This window comes from Streptomyces sp. NBC_00193, assembly GCF_026342735.1.
GTDB lineage: Bacteria > Actinomycetota > Actinomycetes > Streptomycetales > Streptomycetaceae > Streptomyces > Streptomyces stoeckheimensis.
In genome coordinates this window covers 5851822-5875902 of record NZ_JAPEMM010000001.1, presented here as the reverse complement: position 1 = coordinate 5875902, position 24081 = coordinate 5851822, and the positions used below count along the sequence as shown (strand labels likewise).

21 protein-coding genes and 1 riboswitch are annotated in these 24081 nt (G+C 72.4%); of the genes, 10 read left to right on the top strand and 11 right to left on the bottom strand.

All coding sequences use genetic code 11. The features are described 5' to 3' along the window. Window positions 1-65: 65 nt before the first annotated feature. On the bottom strand, window positions 66-596 hold the full coding sequence (locus tag OG898_RS26305) for a hypothetical protein (RefSeq protein ID WP_266959591.1): 531 nt from the start codon (window positions 594-596) through the stop codon (window positions 66-68). A gap of 401 nt (window positions 597-997) precedes the next feature. On the opposite strand from OG898_RS26305, the gene OG898_RS26300 reads away from it, so the two are divergent. Further along, window positions 998-1948: a glycoside hydrolase family 16 protein gene (locus OG898_RS26300; RefSeq protein ID WP_266959589.1), complete on the top strand. Its 951-nt coding sequence runs from the start codon at window positions 998-1000 to the stop codon at window positions 1946-1948. Window positions 1949-2057: 109 nt separating this feature from the next. Here the strand turns inward: OG898_RS26300 and OG898_RS26295 are convergent, their stop codons facing one another. Further along, window positions 2058-2894 (bottom strand): ABC transporter permease, encoded by an 837-nt coding sequence (locus tag OG898_RS26295; RefSeq protein ID WP_266959586.1) that lies wholly within the window; start codon window positions 2892-2894, stop codon window positions 2058-2060. Window positions 2895-2902: 8 nt separating this feature from the next. Between OG898_RS26295 and OG898_RS26290 the strand changes: the two genes are divergently transcribed. Together OG898_RS26290 and OG898_RS26285 are read left to right on the top strand one after the other, a co-directional pair. Then, the gene (locus OG898_RS26290) at window positions 2903-3835 is read left to right on the top strand and encodes an ABC transporter ATP-binding protein (RefSeq protein WP_266959584.1); all 933 of its coding nucleotides are present in this window, start codon (window positions 2903-2905) and stop codon (window positions 3833-3835) included. Then, a complete protein-coding gene (locus OG898_RS26285; RefSeq protein WP_266959582.1) occupies window positions 3832-4698 on the top strand; it encodes an ABC transporter permease subunit in 867 nt (288 codons plus the stop codon). Before OG898_RS26290 ends, OG898_RS26285 begins: the two co-directional genes overlap by 4 nt. A gap of 200 nt (window positions 4699-4898) precedes the next feature. On the opposite strand, the gene OG898_RS26280 is transcribed toward OG898_RS26285, so the two are convergent. Together OG898_RS26280 and OG898_RS26275 are read right to left on the bottom strand one after the other, a co-directional pair. Continuing rightward, the gene (locus OG898_RS26280; RefSeq protein WP_266959580.1) at window positions 4899-5636 is read right to left on the bottom strand and encodes a hypothetical protein; all 738 of its coding nucleotides are present in this window, start codon (window positions 5634-5636) and stop codon (window positions 4899-4901) included. A 115-nt stretch (window positions 5637-5751) separates the two neighbouring features. Next, window positions 5752-6216 carry a hypothetical protein gene (locus OG898_RS26275; protein WP_266959578.1) on the bottom strand — a complete coding sequence of 155 codons (465 nt, stop codon included), beginning with the start codon at window positions 6214-6216 and terminating at the stop codon, window positions 5752-5754. A 306-nt stretch (window positions 6217-6522) separates the two neighbouring features. Between OG898_RS26275 and OG898_RS26270 the strand changes: the two genes are divergently transcribed. Further along, window positions 6523-7755 (top strand): DUF2254 family protein, encoded by a 1233-nt coding sequence (locus OG898_RS26270; protein ID WP_266959576.1) that lies wholly within the window; start codon window positions 6523-6525, stop codon window positions 7753-7755. On the opposite strand, the gene OG898_RS26265 is transcribed toward OG898_RS26270, so the two are convergent. Beyond that, window positions 7717-9087 (bottom strand): nucleobase:cation symporter-2 family protein, encoded by a 1371-nt coding sequence (locus OG898_RS26265; protein WP_266959574.1) that lies wholly within the window; start codon window positions 9085-9087, stop codon window positions 7717-7719. The genes OG898_RS26270 and OG898_RS26265 overlap by 39 nt on opposite strands. On the opposite strand from OG898_RS26265, the gene OG898_RS26260 reads away from it, so the two are divergent. Then, window positions 9086-9808, top strand: coding sequence for a helix-turn-helix transcriptional regulator (locus OG898_RS26260; RefSeq protein ID WP_266959572.1), 723 nt, complete (start codon window positions 9086-9088; stop codon window positions 9806-9808). The genes OG898_RS26265 and OG898_RS26260 overlap by 2 nt on opposite strands. Before the next feature lie 362 nt (window positions 9809-10170). Then, window positions 10171-11613, top strand: a complete 1443-nt coding sequence (locus OG898_RS26255; RefSeq protein WP_266959570.1) for a nucleobase:cation symporter-2 family protein — start codon at window positions 10171-10173, stop codon at window positions 11611-11613. Window positions 11614-11665: 52 nt separating this feature from the next. Here OG898_RS26255 and metE read toward each other — a convergent pair whose 3' ends face one another. After that, entirely contained in the window at window positions 11666-13987 is a 2322-nt protein-coding gene (metE, locus tag OG898_RS26250) for a 5-methyltetrahydropteroyltriglutamate--homocysteine S-methyltransferase (protein ID WP_266959568.1), read from the bottom strand. A 173-nt stretch (window positions 13988-14160) separates the two neighbouring features. Continuing rightward, window positions 14161-14387, bottom strand: a riboswitch (cobalamin riboswitch). A gap of 98 nt (window positions 14388-14485) precedes the next feature. After that, window positions 14486-15160 (bottom strand): GntR family transcriptional regulator, encoded by a 675-nt coding sequence (locus OG898_RS26245; RefSeq protein ID WP_266959566.1) that lies wholly within the window; start codon window positions 15158-15160, stop codon window positions 14486-14488. 227 nt (window positions 15161-15387) lie between these two features. Between OG898_RS26245 and OG898_RS26240 the strand changes: the two genes are divergently transcribed. From OG898_RS26240 to OG898_RS26230, 3 genes are all read left to right on the top strand, one after another. Further along, window positions 15388-16359, top strand: coding sequence for a 2-dehydropantoate 2-reductase (locus OG898_RS26240; protein ID WP_250740102.1), 972 nt, complete (start codon window positions 15388-15390; stop codon window positions 16357-16359). 25 nt (window positions 16360-16384) lie between these two features. Then, window positions 16385-17233 carry a formate dehydrogenase accessory sulfurtransferase FdhD gene (fdhD, locus tag OG898_RS26235; RefSeq protein ID WP_250740103.1) on the top strand — a complete coding sequence of 283 codons (849 nt, stop codon included), beginning with the start codon at window positions 16385-16387 and terminating at the stop codon, window positions 17231-17233. Window positions 17234-17338: 105 nt separating this feature from the next. After that, a complete protein-coding gene (locus tag OG898_RS26230) occupies window positions 17339-17791 on the top strand; it encodes a PAS domain-containing protein (protein ID WP_266959563.1) in 453 nt (150 codons plus the stop codon). A 76-nt stretch (window positions 17792-17867) separates the two neighbouring features. Here OG898_RS26230 and frc read toward each other — a convergent pair whose 3' ends face one another. After that, entirely contained in the window at window positions 17868-19133 is a 1266-nt protein-coding gene (gene frc, locus OG898_RS26225) for a formyl-CoA transferase (protein WP_250740105.1), read from the bottom strand. A 37-nt stretch (window positions 19134-19170) separates the two neighbouring features. Next, window positions 19171-20922: an oxalyl-CoA decarboxylase gene (oxc, locus tag OG898_RS26220; protein WP_266959560.1), complete on the bottom strand. Its 1752-nt coding sequence runs from the start codon at window positions 20920-20922 to the stop codon at window positions 19171-19173. A 265-nt stretch (window positions 20923-21187) separates the two neighbouring features. Between oxc and OG898_RS26215 the strand changes: the two genes are divergently transcribed. Next, a complete protein-coding gene (locus OG898_RS26215; protein WP_266959558.1) occupies window positions 21188-22792 on the top strand; it encodes a FadD7 family fatty acid--CoA ligase in 1605 nt (534 codons plus the stop codon). Between the two features lie 36 nt (window positions 22793-22828). Here the strand turns inward: OG898_RS26215 and OG898_RS26210 are convergent, their stop codons facing one another. Further along, a complete protein-coding gene (locus OG898_RS26210) occupies window positions 22829-23764 on the bottom strand; it encodes a LysR family transcriptional regulator (protein WP_250740227.1) in 936 nt (311 codons plus the stop codon). A 103-nt stretch (window positions 23765-23867) separates the two neighbouring features. After that, the gene (locus OG898_RS26205) at window positions 23868-24080 is read right to left on the bottom strand and encodes a formate dehydrogenase subunit delta (RefSeq protein ID WP_250740108.1); all 213 of its coding nucleotides are present in this window, start codon (window positions 24078-24080) and stop codon (window positions 23868-23870) included. Window position 24081: the final 1 nt, after the last annotated feature.

Sequence of the window (24081 nt, the reverse complement as noted above, 5' to 3'; positions counted from 1 at the left end):
GCAGGGACTGCCGGCGGCGCTGATGGCGGGACAATGACGCTCCTGGAGATGGGTGGTGCGGACGATCAGGGGTTCTTGGCCGACGGACCCGAAGGGCTCGCGCCGGGCGGCGCGGCGGCCGTGGGGTTCTGTGGGTCGGCCATGGGCTTCGGCGCGCTCGGCGTGGGCTTCGCCGTGCGTGCGGCCGGGGGTTTCGGCGGGGCGGCCGAGGACTTCGACGGAGCGGTCGACGGCTTCGGTGTGCCGGCCGAGGGCTTCGGCGTGGCGCCCGAGGGCTTCGTCGCGGGTGTCGCGGAGGGTGTGGCCGTCCGGGGCGAGGGCGATCCCGAGGGTGCTGCCGACGCTGCCGGCCCCGCCGGGGTGGCCGACGGCGCGGGTGAGCCGGGCGGGGCGGGCGACCGCGAGGGCTGTACGGGGATGCCCATCGCCGGGGCGTCCGCCTGCATGCCGATCAGGCTGCTGCCCATGGCGACGGCCAGGACCGCGCCGACCACGGAGACGGGCCAGCCCAGACCCCGCAGCAGACGGCCGCGCAGACCCGACTGGTCGACGAAGACCGGTGCGGGAGCGGGGTCGTCGAAACCCGACTCGGACATTTCAGGCTGTGCCTGGTGTGCCGGTCCGCGTTCGGTGGAAAGAGGGGCTGATCGCACCTTGCGGGGCCTTTCAGTGCAGGGTACGTAGACCGCGGGATGGCAGGGCGAACGCTAGTGCACCGACCTGAATCGACTTGGGGCCGATGTGCCCTTTTAACGCCATCTGCTCCGGTGTCGTAATCGGATTGGAATACCAATTGGCAGTACCAGTCGGTATATCTACACGCACGGTTGTCGGGTACTGATCACTGCGTGCCCGACGGAACCGTTTCTGCGGGACCGCGGCGCCCCGGGGTCGAGCAGGTCGCCGCGAACCTTAGGATGACCACCTCATGTGATCAGCCATTGATCCTCATGTCAGGGCGTGTCCAGGTACCGCCTCTACGCCCCAAGGAGCTCGTGTGAGTCACCCCCGCCGCACCTCTCGCCGCCGCGCGTGGACCGCGCTCACGCTGCCCGCCCTCCTGTGCGTACTGGCCGCGTGCACCAGCGGATCCGGCGGCTCCGGCCCCGATGACGCCGCCCCCGCCAAGAGCGCTTCGCCGACCCCGTCCGGTCCGCCGGGAACCCTGTTCGACGACTTCCGGTACAGCGGCCCCGACGACCCCGCGCTCAAGGCGAACGGCTGGGAGGTCCGTACCGGTGGGGGCGGCCCGGGGATCAAGGACACCTGGACTTCCGCCGGCGCCAGCTTCCCTTCCGACGCGACCGCCCAGGGCGGCAGGGCCCTTCAGCTGCAGTCCTCCACCGACGGCACCAAGCAGGGCACCAAGCAGGTCGAGATACAGACCACCGGCACCCCGCTCTTCACGGGAACCTACGCCGCGCGGGTCTACCTGAGCGACAAGCCCGTCAGCGGTCGCAACGGCGACCACGTCGTCGAGACCTTCTTCCCGATCTCCGCCTCGGACTCCTCGCCGAACTACAGCGAACTCGACTACGAGTACCTGCCGAACGGCGGCTGGGGTTCGGTGGGTCCGCAGCTCGACACCACGAGCTGGTTCAAGGCCGATCCGCCGGACCGGGTCACCCACGCGCTCAAGAAGCAGCGCCTCGAGGGGTGGCACATCATGATGATCACCTTCATGGACGGAAAGGCCACCTATTCGCTGGACGGCAAGGACCTGTTCACCAGCTCCGGCAAATACGTCCCGCGCGAGAAGGTGGACATGCATTTCAGCAACTGGTTCATCGATCTTCCCTTCACCGGTGGTTCACGCACGTGGAACATGAAAGTCAACTGGTTCTACTACAAGGCCGGTGAGGCGGTTTCCCAGGCCGACGTCCAGAAAACGGTGGACGGCTTCTACAGCGCCGGAACCAGCCACATCAACACCGTTCCCAAGTCCTGACCCCGGTCCGGAGCGGGCCGGAGCGGACCTGACCGGAGCGGGCCGGTCCGCTCGGGCCGCTCCGGTCCGCTCGGGCCGCTCCGCTCCGGTCCGCTCGGGCCGCTCCGGCTCACTCCGCCCGTAGGGCCTGCGCCGTCCGCGTCCGCGCCGCCCACCCGGCCGGCAACAGCGCCCCGGCCACCGCGATCAGCACCCCCGCCAGCGCCAACGCCCCCACCAGCACGGGGCCGTACACGTCCACGTCCACCGGCGGGATCGTGGTGCCGACGGCCCGGCCCATCTCCGGCATCACCCAGCCGTGCAGCGCCACCCCGAGCGGTACGCCGACCGCCCCCGCGGCCAGGCCGATGGCGCCCACCGAGGTGAGGACCTGGACGATCGTCTGCCGGGGCGTCATCCCCAGTGCCTTGAAGACCCCGAGGTCGCGCACGCGGTCCCGGGTGTCCAGCACCACGGTGTTGAGCACCCCCAGGCAGGCCACGGCCACCAGCATCAGCGTGAGCATCGCGATCAGGGCCTGCATCGCCCGGATCACGCTCGACTTGCCCGGCCCGGCCGCCTCCGCTTCCGCGCCGAGCGGCTTCAACGCGGCGTTCAGGTCCGCGACATAGCGTCCGGCATCCGTCCCGGAGGCGAGCCGCACGCTGAAGTTGCTCGGCAGGTACCGGCTTCCCAGGTCCGCGACCGAATCCATGCCCGTACGCAGCGTCATCCCCTGGCTGCCGAGGTCGAACACCTCCCCGACGATCCGCAGCCGGACCGTGCGCCCCTGCTCGGACAGGGTGACGGTGTCCCCGAGCCGGACCCCCGCGGTCGCGAGGAAGCGGGTCGGGGCGACCGCCTCGCCCCGGGCGCCGAACCAGCGGCCGGACACCATCGTGTGGTCGGCGCCGGGCGCCTCGCCCTCGTACGCCACCAGGGGTGCGCCGCCCTTCAGGCCCGCCACCGACACCTGTGTCCCGGCGGTCCGGTACGAGGACGCGGTCCCGGGCCGGGCTCCGGCGGTACGGCGACACCGTCGCCGTCGACGACCTGACCTTCACCGTGGAACCGGGCCGGGTGACGGGCTTCCTCGGCCCCAACGGCGCCGGCAAGTCCACCACCTTGCGAATGATCCTGGGCCTGAACGCGCCGACCGCCGGGACCGTCACCGTGGACGGGGTTCCCTTCGCCCGGCGCCCGCGCGGACTGCGCCACGTCGGCGCGCTGTTGGACGCCCAGGACGTGCACGGCGGACGGAGTGCGCGGGCCCACCTGTCCGCCCTGGCCCGCGGCAACCGCATCCCCCCGTCCCGGGTGGACGCCGTCCTGCGGGACGTCGGACTGACGAAGGCGGCGGGCCGCCGGATCGGCGGGTTCTCCCTCGGGATGAAGCAGCGCCTCGGCATCGCGGGCGCCCTGCTCGGCGATCCGCCGGTGCTGCTGTTCGACGAGCCCCTGAACGGCCTGGATCCCGAGGGCGTGCTGTGGGTGCGCGGGCTGTTTCGACGGCTGGCCGCCGAGGGCCGTACCGTCCTGGTCTCCAGCCACATGATGGCCGAGATGGAGCACACCGCCGACCGGGTCATCGTCATCGGCCGGGGCCGTCTGATCGCCGACGCGAGCCTGGCGGAGTTCTCGGCACGGCACGCCTCCCGGGGCGTGACGGTCCACACCCCCGACCCGGCGGCCCTGGAGGCCGTACTGGTCGCCGAGGGTGCGTCGGTACGACGGGAAGGCGGCCCGGCCGTCAGCGTCACCGGCCTCACGGCCGCCCGGATCGGCGACCTCGCCCACCGGCACCGCATCGTGCTGCACGAACTGGCCGCCCAGGCCTCGTCCTTGGAGTCGGCGTTCATGTCGCTCACCGCCGACAGCGTCGAGTACCTCGCAGGAGAACCCCGATGACCCCACTGGCTCCGTCCGGCGCCCGGCAGTTCGAGCGGGCGGCCGAGCCCGGGGCGGCCGGGTTCACCGACCTGCTCGCCGCCGAGTGGATCAAGATGCGTTCACTCAGGTCGACTTACTGGGTGCTCGTCCTCAGCGCCGTCGTCGCGATCGCGATCAACGTGAACGCCGTCCACTCCGACCTTCCGTACATCGACCAGCCGCATCCCCCGATTCCCGGCGAACCTCCTTACGTGTACGACCCGTTGTTCCACGGCCTGAACGGCATCGCCGCCTCCGTCATGACCTTGGCCGCGGCCTCCTTCGGGGCCATCACGGTCTTCGGCGAGTACGCGACCGGAATGATCCGCACCACGTTCGCCGCCGTCCCCGACCGGCGTGCGGTGATCACGGCCAAGGTGGTCCTGGTCGCGGCGGTCACGCTGCTGCTCGGCGCCGTCGTCTCCGTCGCCTCGTTCTTCACCGTCAACGCGATGCTGGCCTCCCGCCACGTCGGGCTCTCGATCCACGACCCCGGCTGCCTGCGGGCCGTCACGGCCTACGCGCTGGTCGTCCCGGTGTGCGCCCTGATCGGCATGGCGTTCGGGGCCGTCCTGCGCCACGCCACGGCCTCGATCGTCGCGGTCGTGGGCATGCTCTTCATCCTGCCCCTGCTCTTCGGCGGCGACCGGTACCGGGCCCTGAAGGAGATCGGCAACCACCTGCCGCTCGCCGCCCAGGGGCGGCTGGCCCTCAACCCGGACTCGTACACCAGCCTGGGCGCCCACCCGGGCACCGTCACCGGCTCCTGGATCGCGCTCGGAGCCTGGGCGCTCGTCTCGGTGATCGTCGCCGTGACGGTCGTCCGGCGCGGGGACGTGTGAGGGCGACGGTCGGCTCGGGCCTGGGTGCCAGCGGGTGGCCAGGCGCTCCGGGAGGGTGGCGCTCCGGGCCGGTCCCGTCCGCTCCTCGGCCCGCTTCGCCGGCCGCTCCGCGCTGCGCGGGGCGTGACCGACAGGGCCCCGCACCGGTGGGTGCGGGGCCCTGTGCGGCTCAGCGGACCAGCGGCTCAGCGGCTCACCAGTCAGTGGGCGTGGCCGTCGGCGTGCGAGGGGGTCGCAGGAGCGGGCTTCGCGGTGGGCGACGTCCCGGGGGCGGGGGCTGCCGGGCTCGCCGGGGCCGTGGTGGCGGCGGGGGCGTGGTCGTCGGCCTCGGGCTCCTCGGCGGTGCCGTGGCTGTGGCCGCCGCCTGCGGACGAGCTCTCCATGGAGGCGGCGACTTCCCGCAGGCCGAGGAAGGCGACGGTCGCGGTGACGAGTACCGCCAGGCCGACGACGCCGAAGATCCGGCGCGCCGGGGTGTCCGCGTCCTTGATCACGTAGGCGACGAAGGAGACGACGAGTCCGGCGGGGACGAGGACGGCTCCGCGGGCGGGGAAATCGTCGAAGTGCTGGAGGCCGCCGCTGAGCATGCCGATGCCGAACGACAGCAGCAGCGAGGCGCCCATCACCAGCAGCAGCCGGGGCAGCCCCGGACGCTCCCGGGTGAGCACGAACTCGTTGAGGACGGTCGCGGCGAGGAAGACGAGTGCGCCGTACGCGGCGATGCGGGTGTAGCGGTCGGGGTCGAGCGGGTGGTGGACGACGGCGCCGCTGATGAGGCCGGCGCCGACGAAGTAGCCGACGTAGCCGAGGTACCGGGCGGCCAGGGACCGCCTCCTGGCCATGCTGGAGTGGTGCTTGCGCCGGGCGGCGCGTCCCGTGGCGGGAGAGTTCGGCGAGGTGTCCGTGGTCCGGGCGCCGAAGAGCTGGGTCGAGGTCACGTGCGAGTTCCTTGGGTGCTGCGTGCATGGCTCATCGCCCGCTCGGCCGCGCGAGGGCGGCCCGGGGTCTGCCATGAGAGTCAGGTGGGGTCAGAACGGGACAAAGCGCCCGGTTCTATACCTGCTGCACCACGGAGCCGAGGACGCTGCGCAAGGGCGGAAGGCCGGACGGAACGGTCCGCACCCACAGGGCCGGCCGCATCGCGGAGGCGGCGGGCGACAGAACGCCGAGCGGAACCAGCGGCGGCGCGGGCAGCTCCGCACCCTGCTGGGGGTGACCGGAGACGCACGCCTCGGCGGCGTGCGCGTGCCCACTGCCGTCACCGTGCCCGTGGGGCGCCTCGGCGGCGCCGGAATCGGACATGGCGGCGGCACCGGAAGCGCCGGGGGCGTCGGCCCCGATGGCGTCCAGGTGGGCGACGGGCACGACCCCGCGGGCGACGTGCGCCGTGGCGGTGTCGGCTCCGGCGGCATGCGTGTAGAGGAACGCGAACAACAGGGCCACCAGCCACAGCAGTCGCAGCGCACCCGCCGGACGGCGGGCCCGCTTCGCACTGGATGCAGCTCCGGCCGTGATCACGTCCCGACCCTATCCGGCGGCCGGAATCCGCTGTGCGGCAGCCCCGTTGACACCAGGCGTACGGCCGGGGGCGGTTTCGGTGCGCGCACGGACCTCGTCCAGGAGCCAAGACTTCCCGAAATGCCTCACATCCGGCATTTCGCCGCCCGCTCGCGCGGCTCCCGTGGTTGCATCCTCATCAGAGGGGTGCGCTCACCGGGACCTGGAGGAGGCTGGATGTCCGGCTCGGCTGACGACCCCGGGCGCCTGCGGGCCCGCACAGGACGGCGCGGGCGGAGATCCGCGTTCCACCGCCCCAGGCGCGCGATGCGCAGGGATCTGGCCCAGCTCGTCTGCGCGGTCACCGGGCTGGCCCTGGGGGTGCTGGTCCCCAGGCTCTCACTGGGTCCCCAGGTGGACGCGGGACCCGTGGTGACGCTCCTGTTCACCCTCGGATTCGGTGTCATCAGCCTGGTGAGCATCATCTACTCGATGCTGTTCCTCGTCATCCAGTTCTCCGCCACCACCTTCACTCCGCGCCTCGGCCTCTTCCGGGACGACCCGATCGTGTGGCGTGCCTTCGCCTTCACCGTCGGCGTGTTCGTCTTCAGCATCACCTCGGGGCTGGCCGTCGGTGCCCGCAGGGCGACCGTCTCGACCCTCGTTCCCGGCACCGCCATGGTGCTCACCCTGGTCGCGCTCGCTCTCATACGGTCACTGCAGGCTGGGGCGTTCCAGTCGATCCAGCTCGGCCATTCCCTGACCGCGATCGCCGCACGGGCGCACCGGCTGTTCGACGACCTGTACGTACGGCCGTACACCCCGGCGGCGGACCCGGCATCGGACCGGGACACGGGCCCGGGCACGGCCCCGCCACCCCCGGCGGCCGGGACCACCACCACCGTCCTGTGGTCCGGACCGGCGGCGGTGATCCAGCAGATCGACGTGCGCTCCCTGGTCGGCGCGGCCAGGGAGCGCGACTGCCGCATCGCCTTCCTGGTCCCCCCGGGAACGACCGTGTCCCGGGGCATGGCGCTGGCCGGGGTGACCGGCGGCGAGGTACCCGAGGCGGTTCTGCGCGGCGCCCTGGAGACCGGGGTCGAGCGCACCTTCGACCAGGACCCGGACCTGCCCTTCAGGCTCCTCGCCGACATCGCACTGCGCGCCCTCTCCCCGGCCGTGAACGACCCGGCCACGGCGGTGGAGAGCCTGGACCGCATCGAGGACCTGCTGAACCGCCTCGTCGGCCGCGAGTTGAGCATCGGTCAGTTCACCGACGGGACGGGCCGGTTGAGGGTGACGGTCCCCGTGCCCGACTGGGAGCGGTACCTGCGGACGGCCGTCGACGACGTCCTCTACGCCGCCACCGGCTCCCCGATGGCGCTGCGCAGGATGCACGACCTGCTGGCCCGGCTTGCGGAGCGGGCCCCGGAGAGCCGGCGCGGGCCCGTACGGGACCGGCTCCGGTGGGTCGACCGGGCCGGGCGCGAGAGGTACCCGCTCATCTGGCCGGGCGGGGTCTCACCCGGAGGTCCGAGCCCCACCCCCCGGAGCGCCTGAGCGGCCGATGCCGTCGAAGGCGTTGACCTGGGCGGTGGGGACGTGGCTCTCGTTGGCCTCGCTGCCCCGGCCGAAGTGGTTCAGGAGCAGGTTGAGGAGGACGGCGACGAGGCATCCCGCCGTGATGCCCGACCCCAGCACCAGGGCGACGGGCGCGGGGAGCCGCTCGTAGAAGTCGGCCGATGCGACGGGGAAGAGACCGAAGGCGAGGGCGACGGACACGATGATGCCGTTGTGCCCGGTGGCGAGGGAGGCCTTGGCCAGGGTCCGGATCCCGGCGACGGTGATCGAGCCGAAGAAGACGACCGCCGCCCCGCCGAGCACGGGCAGCGGCACGAGCGCGACGAGCGAGCCCAGGACCGGCACGAGGCCCACGAGGACCAGGATCGCTCCGCACAGGGTGACGGCGTACCGGCTGCGGATGCGGCTGATCGCGACCAGGCCGACGTTCTGTGCGTAGGCGGTGCTCACGAAGGCGCCCAGGACTCCGCCGAGTGCGGTGCCCAGGCCCTGGGCGCGCAGGCTGCCCGCGATGACGCGGGCGTCGACCGGCCGGTCGACCACCGAACCCACCGCGATCAGGGAGGCGGTGGATTCCGTCATGGAGACGAGCATGATGACGAGCATGGTGGCGATGACCGGCACCTCGAACTGCGGGGCGCCGAAGGCGAACGGTTCCGGGAGCGCGAACAGCGGTGCCTGGGAGAGGGCTTGGAAGTCGACCTTGCCCATCGGCACCGCGGCGGCCGTGCCGGCGATGAGCCCGAGCAGGATGGCCACCCGTTGCAGGAAGCGTCCGCTGAGGAGCCGGTGGAGGAGGAGCGTGACGGCGAGGGTTCCGGCGGCGAGCGCGAGGTTGGACGGCGAACCGTAGCCGGAGGACCCGGGGTCGCCGCCCCGGGCCCATTCCCCGGCCACCGGCAGCAGCGAGAGGCCGACCAGCGTGATGACGGAGCCGCTGACGACGGGCGGGAAGAAGCGCAGGAGCCGGCAGAAGGCCGGGGCCAGGAGGAAGCAGACGACGCCGGCGACCAGCGTGGCGCCGAACACCAGGGGCAGGGTGTCCTGCCCCCGTGACACGGAGGCGGCCAGGACCGGTGACACCACGGCGAAGGAGACGCCGTTGGTGACGGGCAGTCCGGCCCCGACACCCCGGAAGCGCAGGGTCTGGGCCACGGTGGCCAGGCCGGCGACGACCAGGCTCGCGGCCAGCAGCGCGGTGAGCTGCGCCGCGGTCAGGCCCAGGGCGCCGCCGATGATCAGCGGGGGCGCCGCGAGGCCCGCGTACATGCTGGCCACGTGCTGCAGGGCGGCGGGGACCATCCGCCGCATGGGCAGCACCTCGTCCGCGGGGTGGACGGGGAGGGGCGAAGCGGAGCGTTCGGGCCCCCCGCTGGACCCCCGCCGCGCCGTCGGCGTGCGCGAGCGGCTCGGGCTCACGCACGGCCAAGTCGCCTGGGCCGTATCGGCCTTCCAGGGACACCCGCTCCACCCCGGCACGCTCCTGGCCTGGGAGCAGGGCGCCCAGGCCCCGACGAGCCATCAGATCAAGGCGCTGGCCGCCGCGTTGTGGTGCGCACCGGGCGACCTGCTCGGCGAACCGGCCACCCTCCTGCAGTGCCGGACGCTCCTCGGGCTGACGGTGGAGCAGGCGGCCGTGGGGGTCGGCATGACCCGCGACCGCTACGCCGAGGCGGAACGGCGCAACCGCTGGCGCGGTTCGGGGCGGCAGACCCAGGCGCTGTTCGAGGTGCTCCGGCCGCCGCCCGCCTGCTACGTCGGGGCGTGCGGCAGGACGGGGCAGTTGCGCGTGCTGCTGCGCGAGGCGGTCACCGGATGGTGGCCGAACTACGTGCGCCCCGTCGCGAAGATCGTGCCGGTGGAGCCGGCGGAGATCCACCGCGCCCTGGAGCAACTCCACCTGGAGTACCAGCGGATCGACAACCACGGCCGGACCGGTACCGCCGCCGAAGCCGTCGAGCGCGAGGCCCTGGCCTTCCTCGACCGGATCGACGCGCAGCTGTGGCAGCGGCTGCGCCCGCAGGGATCCTGATCCCGCCCGCCTCCCGGATCCCGGGAACCGCGTCCCGGACACCGGGTCTTGACACGACCCCCTCCGCGTGAGGCACTAGAGCCACCCAGCCATACGGAAACTGCTTTCCGCATCGTGGACGATCCGTTCATGCAGTCTTCGGCAGGGGCCGTCGGGGCTCGCTCACCCCACGGCACCCCGGCTCGGGCAACTCACCCGTTCCCCGTTCCTCAGGGCACCTCCATGCCCCCGGGCCCTCCTGTCGCCCGCTCGACTGCGTCGTCGCACCAGTCCACACGGCCCCCCCCCGAGGCATCGGCCGCGCACCGGCGCGCCCTTCCCGCGGCGACCGCCGTGCCACAGCAGTTCTGGAGGTACCTTCCATGTCGCCCACGGCCACGCCCGGCTCCACCCCCGCCCCCACGCCGGACCCCACGCCCCACCCCGCGCCGGACCCGGCCGCGGCCCCCGCCGCGAAACATCCCGTCGACCAGACCCTGCCGTTCGGAAAGCTCCTCGGCGCCGGCCTGCAGCACGTGGCGGCCATGTACGCCGGTGTCGTCGCCCCGCCCCTGGTCGTCGGAATCGGCGTCGGACTGAGCCAGAGCGAGATCGCGTTCCTGATGAGCGCCAGCCTCTTCGCCGCCGGCATCGCCACCCTGCTGCAGACGCTCGGCTTCTGGAACGTCGGCGCGCGCCTCCCCTTCGTCAACGGCGTCTCCTTCGCCGGCGTGGCCCCGATGCTGGCCATCGCCAAGGCCGAGGGCCCCGAGGACGCACTGCCCGTGATCTACGGCGCCGTGATCGTGGCCGGCGTGTTCGGCTTCCTGCTCGCCCCCTGGTTCTGCAAGCTCATCCGGTTCTTCCCGCCCGTGGTCACCGGCACCGTCATCACGCTGATCGGCCTGTCCCTGCTGCCCGTCGCCTTCAACTGGGCCCAGGGCGGCAACCCGCAGGCCGCGGACTACGGAGACGTCAAGTACATCGGCCTCGCCGCGGTGACCCTGCTGATCACCGTGGTGCTCCGCAGGGTGCTGCGCGGCTTCCTCAAGCAGATCTCCATCCTGCTCGGACTCCTTGCCGGCACCCTGATCGCCCTGCCCCTCGGACTCGCGGACTTCAGCGTCGTCACCGACGCCGACGTGATCGGTTTCCCCACGCCCTTCCACTTCGGCGCTCCGCAGTTCGCCGTCGCCGCGATCATCTCCATGATGATCGTGATGATCGTCTCGATGACCGAGAGCACGGCCGACGTGATCGCCCTCGGCCAGATCGTCGACAAGCCCGCGGACGAGAAGACCCTCGCCGCGGCGCTGCGCGCCGACGGCCTCGGCACCGCGCTCAGCCCTCTCTTCAACGGCTTCGCCGCCAGCGCCTTCGCGCAGAACGTCGGCCTGGTCGCCATCACCAAGGTCCGCAGCCGCTACGTCGTGGCCGCGAGCGGCGGCATCCTCATCCTGCTGGGCCTGTGCCCGTTCCTCGCCTCGGTGGTCTCACTGGTGCCGCAGCCCGTCCTCGGCGGCGTCGGCCTGGCCCTGTTCGGCACGGTGGCCGCCAGCGGCATCCAGACCCTCGCGCAGGCCGGCCTGGAACGCGGTGACAACGTCCTCATCGTCGCCATCAGCCTCGGCATCGGCGTGATCCCCATGGCCAGCGAGGGCTTCTACCACGGCTTCCCCGAGAGCATGCGCATCATCCTCGACTCCGGGATCAGCACCGGCTGCGTGGCCGCGGTGCTGCTGAACCTCGCCTTCAACCACATCGGCCGCACCGACCAGGACGACACCCCGGAAAGGGAGCCCGCCTCCGCCGTGGCCGTGCACTGACGCGGGCCGGCCGGCGCACGGGCATCCCGTACGCCGGCCGTCCCCCGCTGAATCAGGCGTTCGGCCGGATCTCCGCACGCACCCGGCGGGCCGCCTCGACGAGGTGCTCCAGCGAGGCCCTCGTCTCGGGCCAGCCGCGGGTCTTCAGACCGCAGTCGGGATTGACCCACAGCCGTTCGGCGGGGATCGCCCCGAGTCCCTTGCGCAGCAGGGTCGCCGCTTCCGCGGCCGAGGGGATGCGGGGCGAGTGGATGTCCCAGACTCCGGGGCCGACCTCGCGCGGGTAGCCCGCGCCGGCGAGCTCGTCGGCGACCTGCATGTGGGAGCGGGCCGCCTCAAGGCTGATGACGTCGGCGTCGAGGTGCTCGATGGCCTCGACGATGTCCCCGAACTCCGCGTAGCACATGTGGGTGTGGATCTGGGTGTCCGGCCGGACGCCGCTGGTGGTGAGGCGGAAGGATTCCGTGGCCCACGCCAGGTAGTCGGCGTGGTCCGCGGCGCGCAGCGGCAGCGTTTCGCGCAGGGCGGGCTCGTCGACCTGGATGACCGAAGTCCCGGCCGCTTCCAGGTCGCCGACCTCGTCGCGCAGGGCCAGTCCGACCTGCCGCGCGGTCTCGCCGAGGGGCTGGTCGTCGCGTACGAAGGACCAGGCGAGCATGGTGACCGGGCCGGTGAGCATGCCCTTGACCGGCTTGGCCGTCTGTTCCTGGGCGTACGTGGTCCAGCGGACGGTCATCGGGTCGGGACGGGAGACGTCCCCGGCGAGGACCGGCGGGCGGACGTAGCGGGTGCCGTAGGACTGGACCCAGCCGTGCTGGGTGGCGAGGTATCCGGTGAGCTGCTCGGCGAAGTACTGGACCATGTCGTTGCGTTCGGGCTCGCCGTGCACGAGCACGTCGAGGCCGGTCTTCTCCTGGAAGGAGAGGACCTCGCGGATCTCGGCCCGGATGCGCTCCTCGTAGGCGGCCGTGTCGATGCGTCCGGCGCGCAGGTCGGCGCGGGCGGTGCGCAGCTCCGTGGTCTGCGGGAAGGAGCCGATGGTGGTGGTGGGAAGCAGTGGCAGGCCGAGGTGGGCGCGCTGGGCGGCGGCCCGTTCGGCGTAGGGCTGGGCGCGGTGGCCGTCGGCCTCGGTGATCGCTGCGGTGCGGGCCCGGACGGCCGGGTCGTGGGTGATCCGGGAGGCGGTACGGGAGGCCAGGTCGGCCCGGTTCGCGGCGAGTTCGGCCGCGATCGCGTCGGTGCCCCCGGCCAGTCCGCGGGCCAGCGTGCTGATCTCGGTGGCCTTCTGGCGGGCGAAGGCGAGCCAGCGCCGGATCTGCGGATCGGTGTCCCGCTCGGCGTCGGCGTCGAGCGGGACGTGCAGCAGGGAGCAGGAGGCGGCCACGTCGACCTGTCCGGCGAGGCCGAGCAGGGTGCCGAGGGTGGTCAGCGACTTCTGGTGGTCGTTGATCCAGATGTTGCGGCCGTTGACCACGCCCGCGACCAGGCGCTTGCCGGGGATGCCGCCGACGGCGGCGAGGTCGTCGAGGTTGGCCGCGGCCCGGTCGGTGAAGTCGAGGGCGAGTCCCTCCACGGGCGCCTTCGCCAGGACGGGCAGGGCGTCGCCGAGCCGGTCGAAGTAGGAGGCGACGAGCAGCTTGGGGCGCTCGGTGAGGCGGCCGAGCTCGCGGTAGGCGCGGGCCGCCGCGTTCAGTTCGGCCGGTGTGCGGTCCTGGACCAGGGCCGGTTCGTCGAGCTGGACCCATGCGGCGCCCGCCGCGCGCAGCTCCGCGAGGACCCGGGCGTAGACGGGGAGCAGCCGGTCGAGCAGGGCGAGCGGCTCGAAGCCGGGGGCCACGCCCGGTGCGGGCTTGGCGAGCAGGAGGTAGGTCACCGGTCCGACCAGGACCGGGCGGGGCGTGTGGCCGAGGGCCAGGGCCTCCGTCAACTCGGCTACCTGCCGGGCGGGTTCGGCGGTGAAGACGGTGTCGGGTCCGAGTTCGGGGACCAGGTAGTGGTAGTTGGTGTCGAACCACTTGGTCATTTCGAGCGGGGCCACGTCCTGGGTGCCGCGGGCCATCGCGAAGTAGCCGTCCAGGGCGTCCGCCGCGACGGCGGACCGGTGGCGGTCGGGGATGGCGCCGACCATGACCGTGGTGTCCAGGACGTGGTCGTAGTACGAGAAGTCACCGGTCGGAACCTCGGTGATGCCGGCCCCGGCGAGCTGGTCCCAGTTGGTCCGGCGCAGGTCGCGGGCCGTTGCGCGCAGGGCCTCGGCGGTGACGCGGCCCTTCCAGTAGCCCTCGACGGCCTTCTTCAGTTCCCGGTTCTGTCCCTGGCGGGGGTAGCCGTACACGGTGGCCCGTACGGGCGCGGCTGCGGACTCGGTGGTCACGGAACTCTCCTTCGCGAGCGTGTCTCCATGGACCCGGTGACGGGTCGCGGAGGCGAAGGGTGCCGGAACGGGCGGACCGCCGGGGTCGCGTACGGCTGGGGTACGCGACGGGAGGACCCGCCTGAGGTGCACGCCGACCCGCCCACGAGGTCACCGGGAAACCGTGCGCGGTCGATCGCGCACGGGCAACGGGCAGGTCTTCGGACTCGCGGGCTCGCCTGCCGGTCTCCCGGCGGGCTCCTAATGGCCGTCGCTTCCCAGGACCGGTTCCGGTCCCAGTGCGTATGACGGCGGTCGTTCCCGCTCACCGCTGCGGGGCAGTCCCGGATTCCCACCGGGTTCCCTCTTACGACGCATCCCGCCTGGCGGACGGGGGCGAACCAGCTGCGAGGCCCACACTAGGTCGGACGGCCGCGGAATGAACACGACTTCCCACATGCCGGACGGCGAATTGAGACACGACGGGTCTCGGGCGGCGCTCTCGGGCCGCCCGCCGGACTACTTCTCCCGCTCGTGGTACGTCTTGCGGGTGTGCTCCGTGTGCGCGCGCATGATCGCGGTGGCGGCCTCCCCGTCACGGTCCGCGATCGCCGCGATCAGCTCGCGGTGCTCGACCCAGGACTGGTGGCCCCGCTGGCGGGCGACGGGGGTGTAGTACCAGCGGACGCGCCGGTCCACCTGTGCGGCCAGCTCGGCGAGGACGGCGTTGCCCGCGAGCTCCATGATCTTCGCGTGGAGCCGGGCGTTCGTCGCGACGGCGGTGTCCACGTCGTCGGCGGCGACGGCCCGCTCCCCCTGCGCACACAGCTCTTCGAGCGCGGCGACTGCCTCGGCGCCGGCGTGGGCGGCGGCCAGCCGGGCGGCTTCGGCCTCCAGGAGCGTGCGGACCGTGAGGAGCTGGTCCGCCTCCTCCTCGGTCGGCTCGTGCACGAACGCCCCCTGGGCGGGCCGCAGATCGACCCATCCCTCGGTGCTCAGGCGCTGCAGCGCCTCCCGTACCGGCTGCCGGGACACCCCGAGGTGTCCGGCGAGTTCGCTCTCGACGAGGTGCTGACCCGGCTGGAGGGCGCGGGTGGTGATGAGCTCCAACAGGGCCCCGTAGACGCGGTCACGCAGCGGGCCGGGCCGTTCGAGCTTGGGCACCGCCCCCTGCGGCAGTCCTGTCGACAACATCAAGGTCCCCTCCTGGGCAGCGCCGGTCGCTGCGTAGCGAAACCTCATGATGGATTGTCTTTCGCCTACAGTCTACGGCGCACCGCGCCGGCCACCCCCGGACGGCCAACTCCCCCTCCCCCGGCCTGCGTCAGCCCTTGCCGCCCAGGATTCCATCCTGTAGACAATATTTCGTCGACAACGTTCGGCAGTTCCTCGGTACCCTCGACCGAACGGAGTGCCACACAGTGAAAGTCGCAGTTCTGGGCGCCGGTGCGATCGGCGCCTACGTCGGCGCCGCGCTGCACCGAGCAGGCGCCGATGTGCACCTCGTCGCCCGTGGACCCCATCTGGCGGCCCTGCGGGAGCACGGGGTCCGGGTACTCAGCCCCCGCGGAGACTTCACCGCCCGCGCCCACGCCACCGACGACCCGGCCGCGATCGGTCCGGTCGACTACGTCTTCCTCGGGCTCAAGGCCAACTCGTACGCGGCGTGCGGGCCGCTCATCGAGCCGCTGCTGCACGGGGGCACCGCCGTGATCGCCGCCCAGAACGGCATCCCCTGGTGGTACTTCCACCGGCACGGCGGACCGTACGAGGGACACCGGATCGAGAGCGTGGACCCCGGCGGCGCGGTCAGCGCCGTCCTCGCGCCCGAACGGGCCATCGGCTGCGTGGTCTACGCGGCGACCGAGCTGGCGGGTCCGGGGGTCGTACGCCACCTCGAAGGCACCCGCTTCTCCATCGGCGAGCCCGACCGGTCCCTCTCCGAGCGCTGTCTGGCGTTCAGCGAGGCCATGCAGGAGGGCGGCCTCAAGTGCCCGGTCGAACAGGACCTGCGCAACGACATCTGGCTCAAGCTGCTCGGCAACATCTCCTTCAACCCGATCAGCGCGCTGTCCCGGGCCACGATGCGGGAGATGTGCCTGCACGGCGGCACGCGCAAGGTCATCGAGATCATGATGACGGAGACCCTCGCGGTCGCCGAGGCCCTCGGCTGCAAGGTCGGGGTCTCCATCGAACGCCGGCTGGCCGGCGCGGAACGCGTCGGCGACCACCGGACCTCCACCCTCCAGGACCTGGAGCGCGGCAAACCGCTCGAACTCGACGTGCTGCTGGCGGCCGTGGTGGAGCTGGCGGAGATCACCGGGGTCCCGGTGCAGACGCTCCGGACCGTCCACGCCATCTCGGACCTGCTCGCGCTGCGGAGCGCGGCATGACCCCGCCCCCGGCGGGCTGACCGCCGTGGGACGGGTCACGGAACGACGCAAGGTGCTCCGCATCCGGGAGGGCGAGGTCTCCACCCGGCCCGACACCCTCGTCGCCGAGGAGCCCATGGAGATCCGGCTCAACGGCCGAGCCCTCGCCATCACGATGCGCACTCCGGGCGACGACTTCGCCCTGGCGGCCGGATTCCTCGTCAGCGAAGGGGTGCTGGGCAGCGCCGAGGAGCTGCGGAACATCGTGTACTGCGCCGGAGCCACGGCCGGCGGAGCCAACACGTACAACGTCGTCGACGTCCGGACGGCTCCCGGCCTCGTGCTGCCCGAGATCACGCTCGAACGCAACGTGTACACCACCTCGTCCTGCGGCCTGTGCGGCAAGGCGAGCCTGGACGCGGTCCGTACGACGGCCCGCTGGCCGATCCACGACACTCCCCCGGTCCGGCTGGATCCCGGCCTGCTCGCCCGTCTCCCCGACCGGCTACGGGCGGCGCAGCAGGTCTTCGACCGGACCGGGGGGCTCCACGCGGCCGCGCTGTTCACCGAGGACGGCGAGCTCGTCGACGTCCGCGAGGACGTGGGCCGGCACAACGCGGTCGACAAACTGGTCGGCCGCGCCCTGCGCGGCGGCATGCTGCCGCTGTCGCGGACCGTGCTGCTGGTCTCGGGGCGGGCCTCCTTCGAACTGGCGCAGAAGGCCGTGATGGCGGGCATCCCGGTGCTCGCCGCGGTGTCGGCCCCGTCCTCCCTCGCGGTCGACCTGGCCGCGGAGACGGGCCTGACCCTCGTGGGCTTCCTTCGCGGCGCCTCCATGAACGTGTACGCGGGCGAGCACCGCATCGCCCTGCGGGCCGCGGCCTCCCGGGGCTGACCCGCTCTCCCGCGGCACGGCGGCGGGGTCTCTACCGGCGGGGAGCGCCCCCTGCGCCGGAGAGGCCCCGCCTCAGCCATGTTCCAAGGAAATTGAGGAGAGACAATGACGGAGCTCGATCCCGAAGTCGTGCTGGGCATCGCCGCCCGGGCACCCGACGGCCTGGTGATCGTCGACCGCGAAGGGCTGATCCGCTACTGGAACCGGGGCGCGGAGCGCATCTTCGGGTACTCCGCGGCGGAGGTCGCCGGACGCAGCCTGGACCTGATCATCCCCGAGAAGCACCGCAAGCGTCACGGGGACGGCTTCGTGACCGCGATGGCGCAGGGGGCGAGCAGGTACGGGGAGGCCGATCTGCTGGCGGTGCCCGCCGAGGGCGCGGACGGCCGCAGGCTCTCCATCGAGTTCAGCGTGGTGCTGCTGACCGGCCCCGACGGCGCGGCCACCCACTGCGGCGCCGTCATCCGGGACGTCACCGCGCGACGGGCCCGGGAGAAGGCGCGGCTGCGGCGCGATGCGGCCGGCGACGACGCCATCGGCGGGTCCCCGCCCGCCTGAACCCACCGCCCCACACGGCCGGATGCCCTGCACGCGAGGACCGCGTGCAGGGCATCCGGGTTTCCGGGGCCGGGGGTCAGGCGACGACGCGGCCCTCGTGGAGCCTGCGGATGGCGTCCGCGTCGTAGCCGAGGTCGGCGAGCACCTCGTCGGTGTGCTCGCCGAGCAGGGGCGCGCCCTCGATCTCGGGCGTGAAGCCGGAGAACTTGATCGGGCTGCCCACCGTCAGGTAGGTGCCGCGCTCCTTCTGCTCGACCTCGACGATCGTGCCGCTCTTGCGCATGTCCGGGTCGGCGGCGAGCTCCTTCATGCTGAGCACGGGTGCGCAGGGCACCTCGAAGGTGCGCAGGATGTCGACCGCCTCGTACTTGGTCTTGTCCGCCAGCCACTTCTCGATCTCGCCGAAGATGTCCATGATGTGCGGCTGGCGGGCCGTGGCGGTGGTGTACTGCGGGTCCTGGGTCCACTCGGGCTTGCCTATGGCCTGGCAGGTGCGTGCCCAGTTCTGTTCCTGGATCGTGAAGTAGATGTAGGCGTTGGGGTCGTTCTCCCAGCCCTTGCACTTCAGGATCCAGCCCGGCTGGCCGCCGCCGCCGGCGTTGCCGCCGCGGGGCACCGCGTCGCCGAACTCGCCGTTCGGGTACTGCGGGTACTCCTCCAGGTAACCGGTCTTCTCCAGGCGCTGCTGGTCGCGGAGCTTGACCCGGGTCAGGTTGAGCACGGCGTCCTGCATGGACACCGACACCTTCTGGCCGAGGCCCGTCGCGTTGCGCTGGATGATCGCGGTGAGCAGGCCGATCAGCAGGTGCATGCCGCTGTTGCTGTCGCCGAGGGCGGAGCCGCTGATGGTGGGCGGGCCGTCCCAGAAGCCGGTGGTGGACGCGGCGCCGCCGGCGGCCTGGGCCACGTTCTCGTAGACCTTGAGGTCGTTCCACTTCGAGTCGTCGTTGAAGCCCTTGACGGAACCGAAGATGAGCCGCGGGTTCAGCTCGTGGATCCGGTCCCAGCCGAGGCCCATGCGGTCCATCGCGCCCGGTGCGAAGTTCTCGACGAGGATGTCCGCCTCGCGGATCATCCTCTCCATGACCTCCTTGCCTTCGGGCGACTTGGTGTTGATGGCCAGCGAACGCTTGTTGCTGTTCAGCATGGTGAAGTACAGGGCGTCGAGGTCGGGGATGTCCCGGAGCTGACGGCGGGTCACGTCGCCGCCGTCGATGCGCTCGACCTTGACGACGTCGGCGCCGAACCAGGCGAGCATCTGGGTGCACGCGGGGCCGGCCTGGACCCCGGTGAAGTCGATCACTTTGATTCCGGCGAGCGGCTTGCGGCTCGGGTCGCTCATGGTGGGTTCCTCCTCGTGAACGGGCTTCGGGTACGGGCTACTTCTTCGACGGCACGATGTTGCCGACGGTGATGCCCTTGGGGTTGAGGTGGGCGATGTGGCCGCTTTCGGTGCCGGCCGAGGGGTCGATGGCGCAGTCGATGAGCGCCGGCCCGCCGGAGGCCAGTGCCTCGGTGAGGGCGGCGGTGACCTCGGCGGGGGTGGTCGCGCGATAGCCCTTGCCGCCGAAGGCCTCGATCATCAGGTCGTGCCGTGCCGACAGCATGAGCGTCGTCGGGGAGGGGGCCTCGTCGAGCGGGTTGACGTCGTCGCCCCGGTAGACCCCGCCGTTGTTCATGACCACGGTCACGACGGGCAGCCCGTAGCGGCAGATCGTCTCCAGCTCCATGCCGCTGAAGCCGAAGGCGCTGTCGCCCTCCACCGCCACGACCGGTGCACCGCTCTCGACCGCGGCGGCGATCGCGTACCCCATGCCGATGCCCATGACGCCCCAGGTGCCGCTGTCGAGGCGGTGCCGCGGAACGTGCATGTCGATCACGTTGCGCGCGATGTCCAGGGTGTTGGCGCCCTCGTTGACGAGGTACGTCTCCGGGCGCTCGCGCAGCACGTCGCGCACGGCCCTCAGGGCCCCCATGAACTGCATCGGGTGCGGGTCGGCCGCCAGGCGTTCCGCCATCTTGGCGACGTTCTGCGCCGAGCGGGCCGCCAGTTCCTCCCGCCAGGCGGCGGGGGCGGTGATCTGGCCGGGCTTGGTGCGCTCCGCGATCGCCTCCAGCACGGACTCGACGTCTCCGACGAGCGGGGCCGCGATGGGCTGGTTGCTGTCCAGTTCCCGGGGCTCGATGTCCACTTGGACGAACTTCGCCTCCGGGTTCCACTGCGGTGCCTCGCCGTGTGCCAGAAGCCAGTTCAGGCGGGCGCCGACGAGCACGACGACGTCGGCCTTCTTCAGGGCCAGGGAGCGGGCGGTGGCCGCCGACTGCGGGTGGTCGTCGGGCAGCAGGCCCTTGGCCATCGACATCGGTACGTACGGAATGCCCGTGGACTCGACGAACTCGCGGACCCTGGCGTCCGCCTGGGCGTACGCGGCCCCCTTGCCCAGCACGATCAACGGCCGCCGCGCCCCCGCCAGGAGCTCGATCGCCCGGTCCACCGCCTCGGGTGCGGGCAGCTGGCGCGGCGCGGGGTCGACGAGGCGGCTCAGCGTGGCGGCGCCTGCCCTGGCGTCCATGACGGAGCCGAGCACCGCGGCCGGGATGTCCAGGTACACCCCGCCGGGACGTCCGGAGATCGCGGTGCGCAGCGCGCGGGCGATGCCGCGGCCGATGTCCTCGACCCGGCTCACGCGGTAGGCGGCCTTGACGAACGGCTGCGCCGCGGCGAGTTGGTCCATCTCCTCGTAGTCGCCCTGCTTGAGGTCCACGAGGTGGCGCTCGCTGGAGCCGGAGATCTGCACCATCGGGAAGCAGTTGGTGGTGGCGTTCGCCAGCGCGACGAGCCCGTTGAGGAAGCCGGGTGCGGACACCGTCAGGGCCACGCCGGGCTTCTTGGTGAGGTAGCCGGCCGCCGCCGCCGCGTGTCCCGCGTTGCTCTCGTGGCGGAATCCGATGTAGCGGATGCCCTGTGCCTGGGCGAGGCGGGCCAGGTCGGTGATCGGGATGCCGACCACCCCGTAGATGGTGTCCACGTCGTTCAACTTGAGCGCGTCGACGACCAGGTGGTAGCCGTCGGTGAGCTCGGTCGGGACGTCGGCGGTCGCCGCTGTCTCCGGAGTCGAGGGGGCGGTCATGATCCGAGGTCCTCCTTGGACGGGTCCTGCGGTGCGGCTGCTCGTTCCACCTTCCTGACCTGGGCTCCCCGCGTCCAAGACGCATCGGCGACCAGCTGATAACCGGTGTCTATCGACGGCTGCCGCAAGGTCCCGGACCCGCCCTCCAACTCCCTTGATAGGCAGCCGTTATCGCGCGTTCGCCGTTGCGTATTGGACGCGCACCTCCCCCGGCCGCAGGCTCGCTGGGGACTGCTTCATCAGACGTGGCGTGGGAGGTGGGGTCATGGCCGTTCCGGCGAAGACATCCGTGTGCGACGGGGGCGAGCACCAGGGCGAGTACCGGCCGCCCGCGATCACGGGGCTGGCCGATCTGCTCGACCGGCACGTGCGGACGCGTCCGCACGCCCGGGCGCTCGTCGTCACCGCGGACCGGGTGGACCTGTCCTACGGCGCCCTCGCGGCCCTGGCCGGCGACGTGGCCGCCCGGCTCGGCTCCACCGGCCTGCGGCGCGGCGATGCGATCGGACTGCTCTGCGCCAACAGCGCCGAGTTCGTCGTCGCCCTGCTCGGCGCCGCGCGGGCCGGACTGGTGGTCGCTCCGCTCGACCCGGCGCTGCCCGGATCACAGCTGACCGCCCGGCTCGAAGCCCTCGGAGCGCGGGCCGTCCTGCTCGGCCCGGCCGCGGCCGGCGCCCGGCCGGCCGCCCGGACCGGCGTACCGACGTGGCCGCTGCGGGTGAGCGCCTCCCGCGCCGGGACGGCGACGGTGTCCCTGGACACCGGGACCCCGCCGGTGCGCCGCGCGGGCGGCGCGGCCGGCGGTCTCTCGGACCGGGACGCCCTGGTGCTGTTCACCGCGGGCACCACGGCCGGCGCCAAGATGGTCCCGCTGACGCACGCCAACGTGGCCGCCTCCGTACGGGGCATCTGCGCCACGTACGAGCTGGGGCCCGGGGACGGGACGGTCGCGGTGATGCCGCTCTTCCACGGCCACGGGCTGTTCGCTTCGCTCCTGGCCTCCCTGGCCGGCGGCGGGCGCGTGCTGCTGCCCGCCCGGGGACGGTTCTCGGCGCGCACCTTCTGGGACGACATCCGGGCGGTCGACGCCACCTGGTTCACCGCGGTCCCCACCATCCACGAGGTCCTGCTGAACCGGGCCGAGACCGAGTTCCCGGGGCCGCGGGCGCCGCGGCTGAAGTTCATCCGCAGTTGCAGCGCGCCCCTGAACACGGCCACGCAGCGGGCGCTGGAGCGCACCTTCGGCGCGCCCCTGCTGTCCGCGTACGGCATGACCGAGTCCACGCACCAGGCCGCCAGCGAGCCGTTGCCGGTGCGCGGACCCCTGAAGCACGGGTCGGTCGGCCGGTCCTCCGGAGTGGAGCTGCGGATCGTCGACGCGCACGGGCGTCCGTGTCCGGCCGGCACCCAGGGGGAGGTGTGGGTGCACGGTCCGACCGTCACCCGGGGCTACCTCGGCAACCCCGTGGAGACGGCCCGGAGCTTCGTGGAGGGGTGGCTGCGCACCGGCGACCTGGGATCGCTGGACGAGGACGGGTACCTGTCGCTGACCGGACGCATCAAGAACCTCATCAACCGCGGGGGCGAGAAGATCTCGCCCGAGCACGTGGAGGACATCATCGCCGGGTGTCCGGGGGTCGGCGAGGTGGCCGTGTTCGCCGTCCCCGACCCGGTCTACGGGCAGCGGGTCGGGGCCGCCGTGGTCGTGCGCGAGGGGGAGGACGTCGGACCGGAGCAGATCCTGCGGTACTCCCGGGACCGGCTCGCGCCCTTCGAGGTGCCCGACCGGCTCGATCTCGTGGCCGAGCTGCCGCACACCGCCAAGGGTGCGCTCGACCGGCAGGCGGTGGAGGCCCGGTACGCGCGGTGAGGCGGCCGGCTGCCGTTCCGCTTCCACTCGCCCGCCTCACCTCACGCGGGGCCCGTCCGGCCGGGCCCGGTCGAAGAACTCGTCGAGCGCCAGCCCCTTCGCCGCGTCGACGAAGGCCCGGGCGGCGACCGAGCCGGGGGTCGCGGCGTGGATGGCCACCGAGATCTGCGTACCGGCCTCCGGCTCGACCAGGGGCAGGGCCCGGGTCGAGCCGATCACCGGCATCGCGCTGAGCCAGGCGTGGGGCACGATGCTCGCCCAGCCGCCTCCCCCCACGTGCGCGTGGAGGGAGGCGATCGAGTCCGTTTCCACCTGGGGGCTCACCACGAGCCCCTTCTCCGCGAAGACGCGGTCGATGATCTGCCGGATCCGCATGTCGGGGGTCAGCAGGGCGAGCGGCAACTGCGCGGCCTCCGCCCAGGTCATGGTGGAGGCGCTCTGCGGCGTGAGCTGGTCGGCGGAGATCAGCAGCATGTACCGCTCCTGGTACAGGGGGACGACCTGCAGGCCCTCCTGGTCGCCGGGGTCGAAGTGGGCGATCGCCACGTCCAGCTCGAACTCCCTCAGTTGGCGGTGGAGTTCCTTCGTCGACAGCCGGGAGCGGACCTGCACCTTGGCCAGCGGGTGCGCCGCGCAGAAGGCGGCCACGGGGAGCGCGAGGGTGGTCGAGGCCGTGGGGTCCGTGCCCAGCCGGAGCGTCCCGGTGATGCCCGACTGGACGGCGGCCACCTCGGCCTTGAAGGCGTCCTGCTCGGCGAGGATCCGCTTGGCCCACACGACGAGCCGTTCGCCCTCCGGGGTCAGGCCCTGGTAGTTGTGGCCCCGGTTGATGAGCGTGACGTTCAGCTCCCGCTCCAGCTTGGCGATCGCCGCCGAGAGCGCGGGCTGCGATACGTAGCAGGACTCCGCCGCCCGCGCGAAGTGCCGCTCCCTGGCCACCGCCACGAAGTACTCGAGCTGGCGGAAGAGCATGAGCGACTCCTTGCTGGGTGCCACGGGGCGGCCAAGGGTACCCAAGGCCGCCGGGCGGCGGGCCTGGTTCGCCGGCGGTCCTTTTCACCGGCGGTCGGTCCGGTCAGCGCATCAGTCCGACCGCGGCGACCACCAGCGGGTGGAGCCCGTCCCCGCCGGCGTCGACGTACGCGTACAGCCGGGTGCGCATGCGCGGATCCCAGAACAGGCCCAGGTGGCCCGCGATCGCCTCGGCGGCCGCTCCGGGCGTCAGGTGGCCGTGATGGGCGGCGATGTCGTTGGCCATCCGGGACTCCGGCGGCACGGTGCCCGCCATC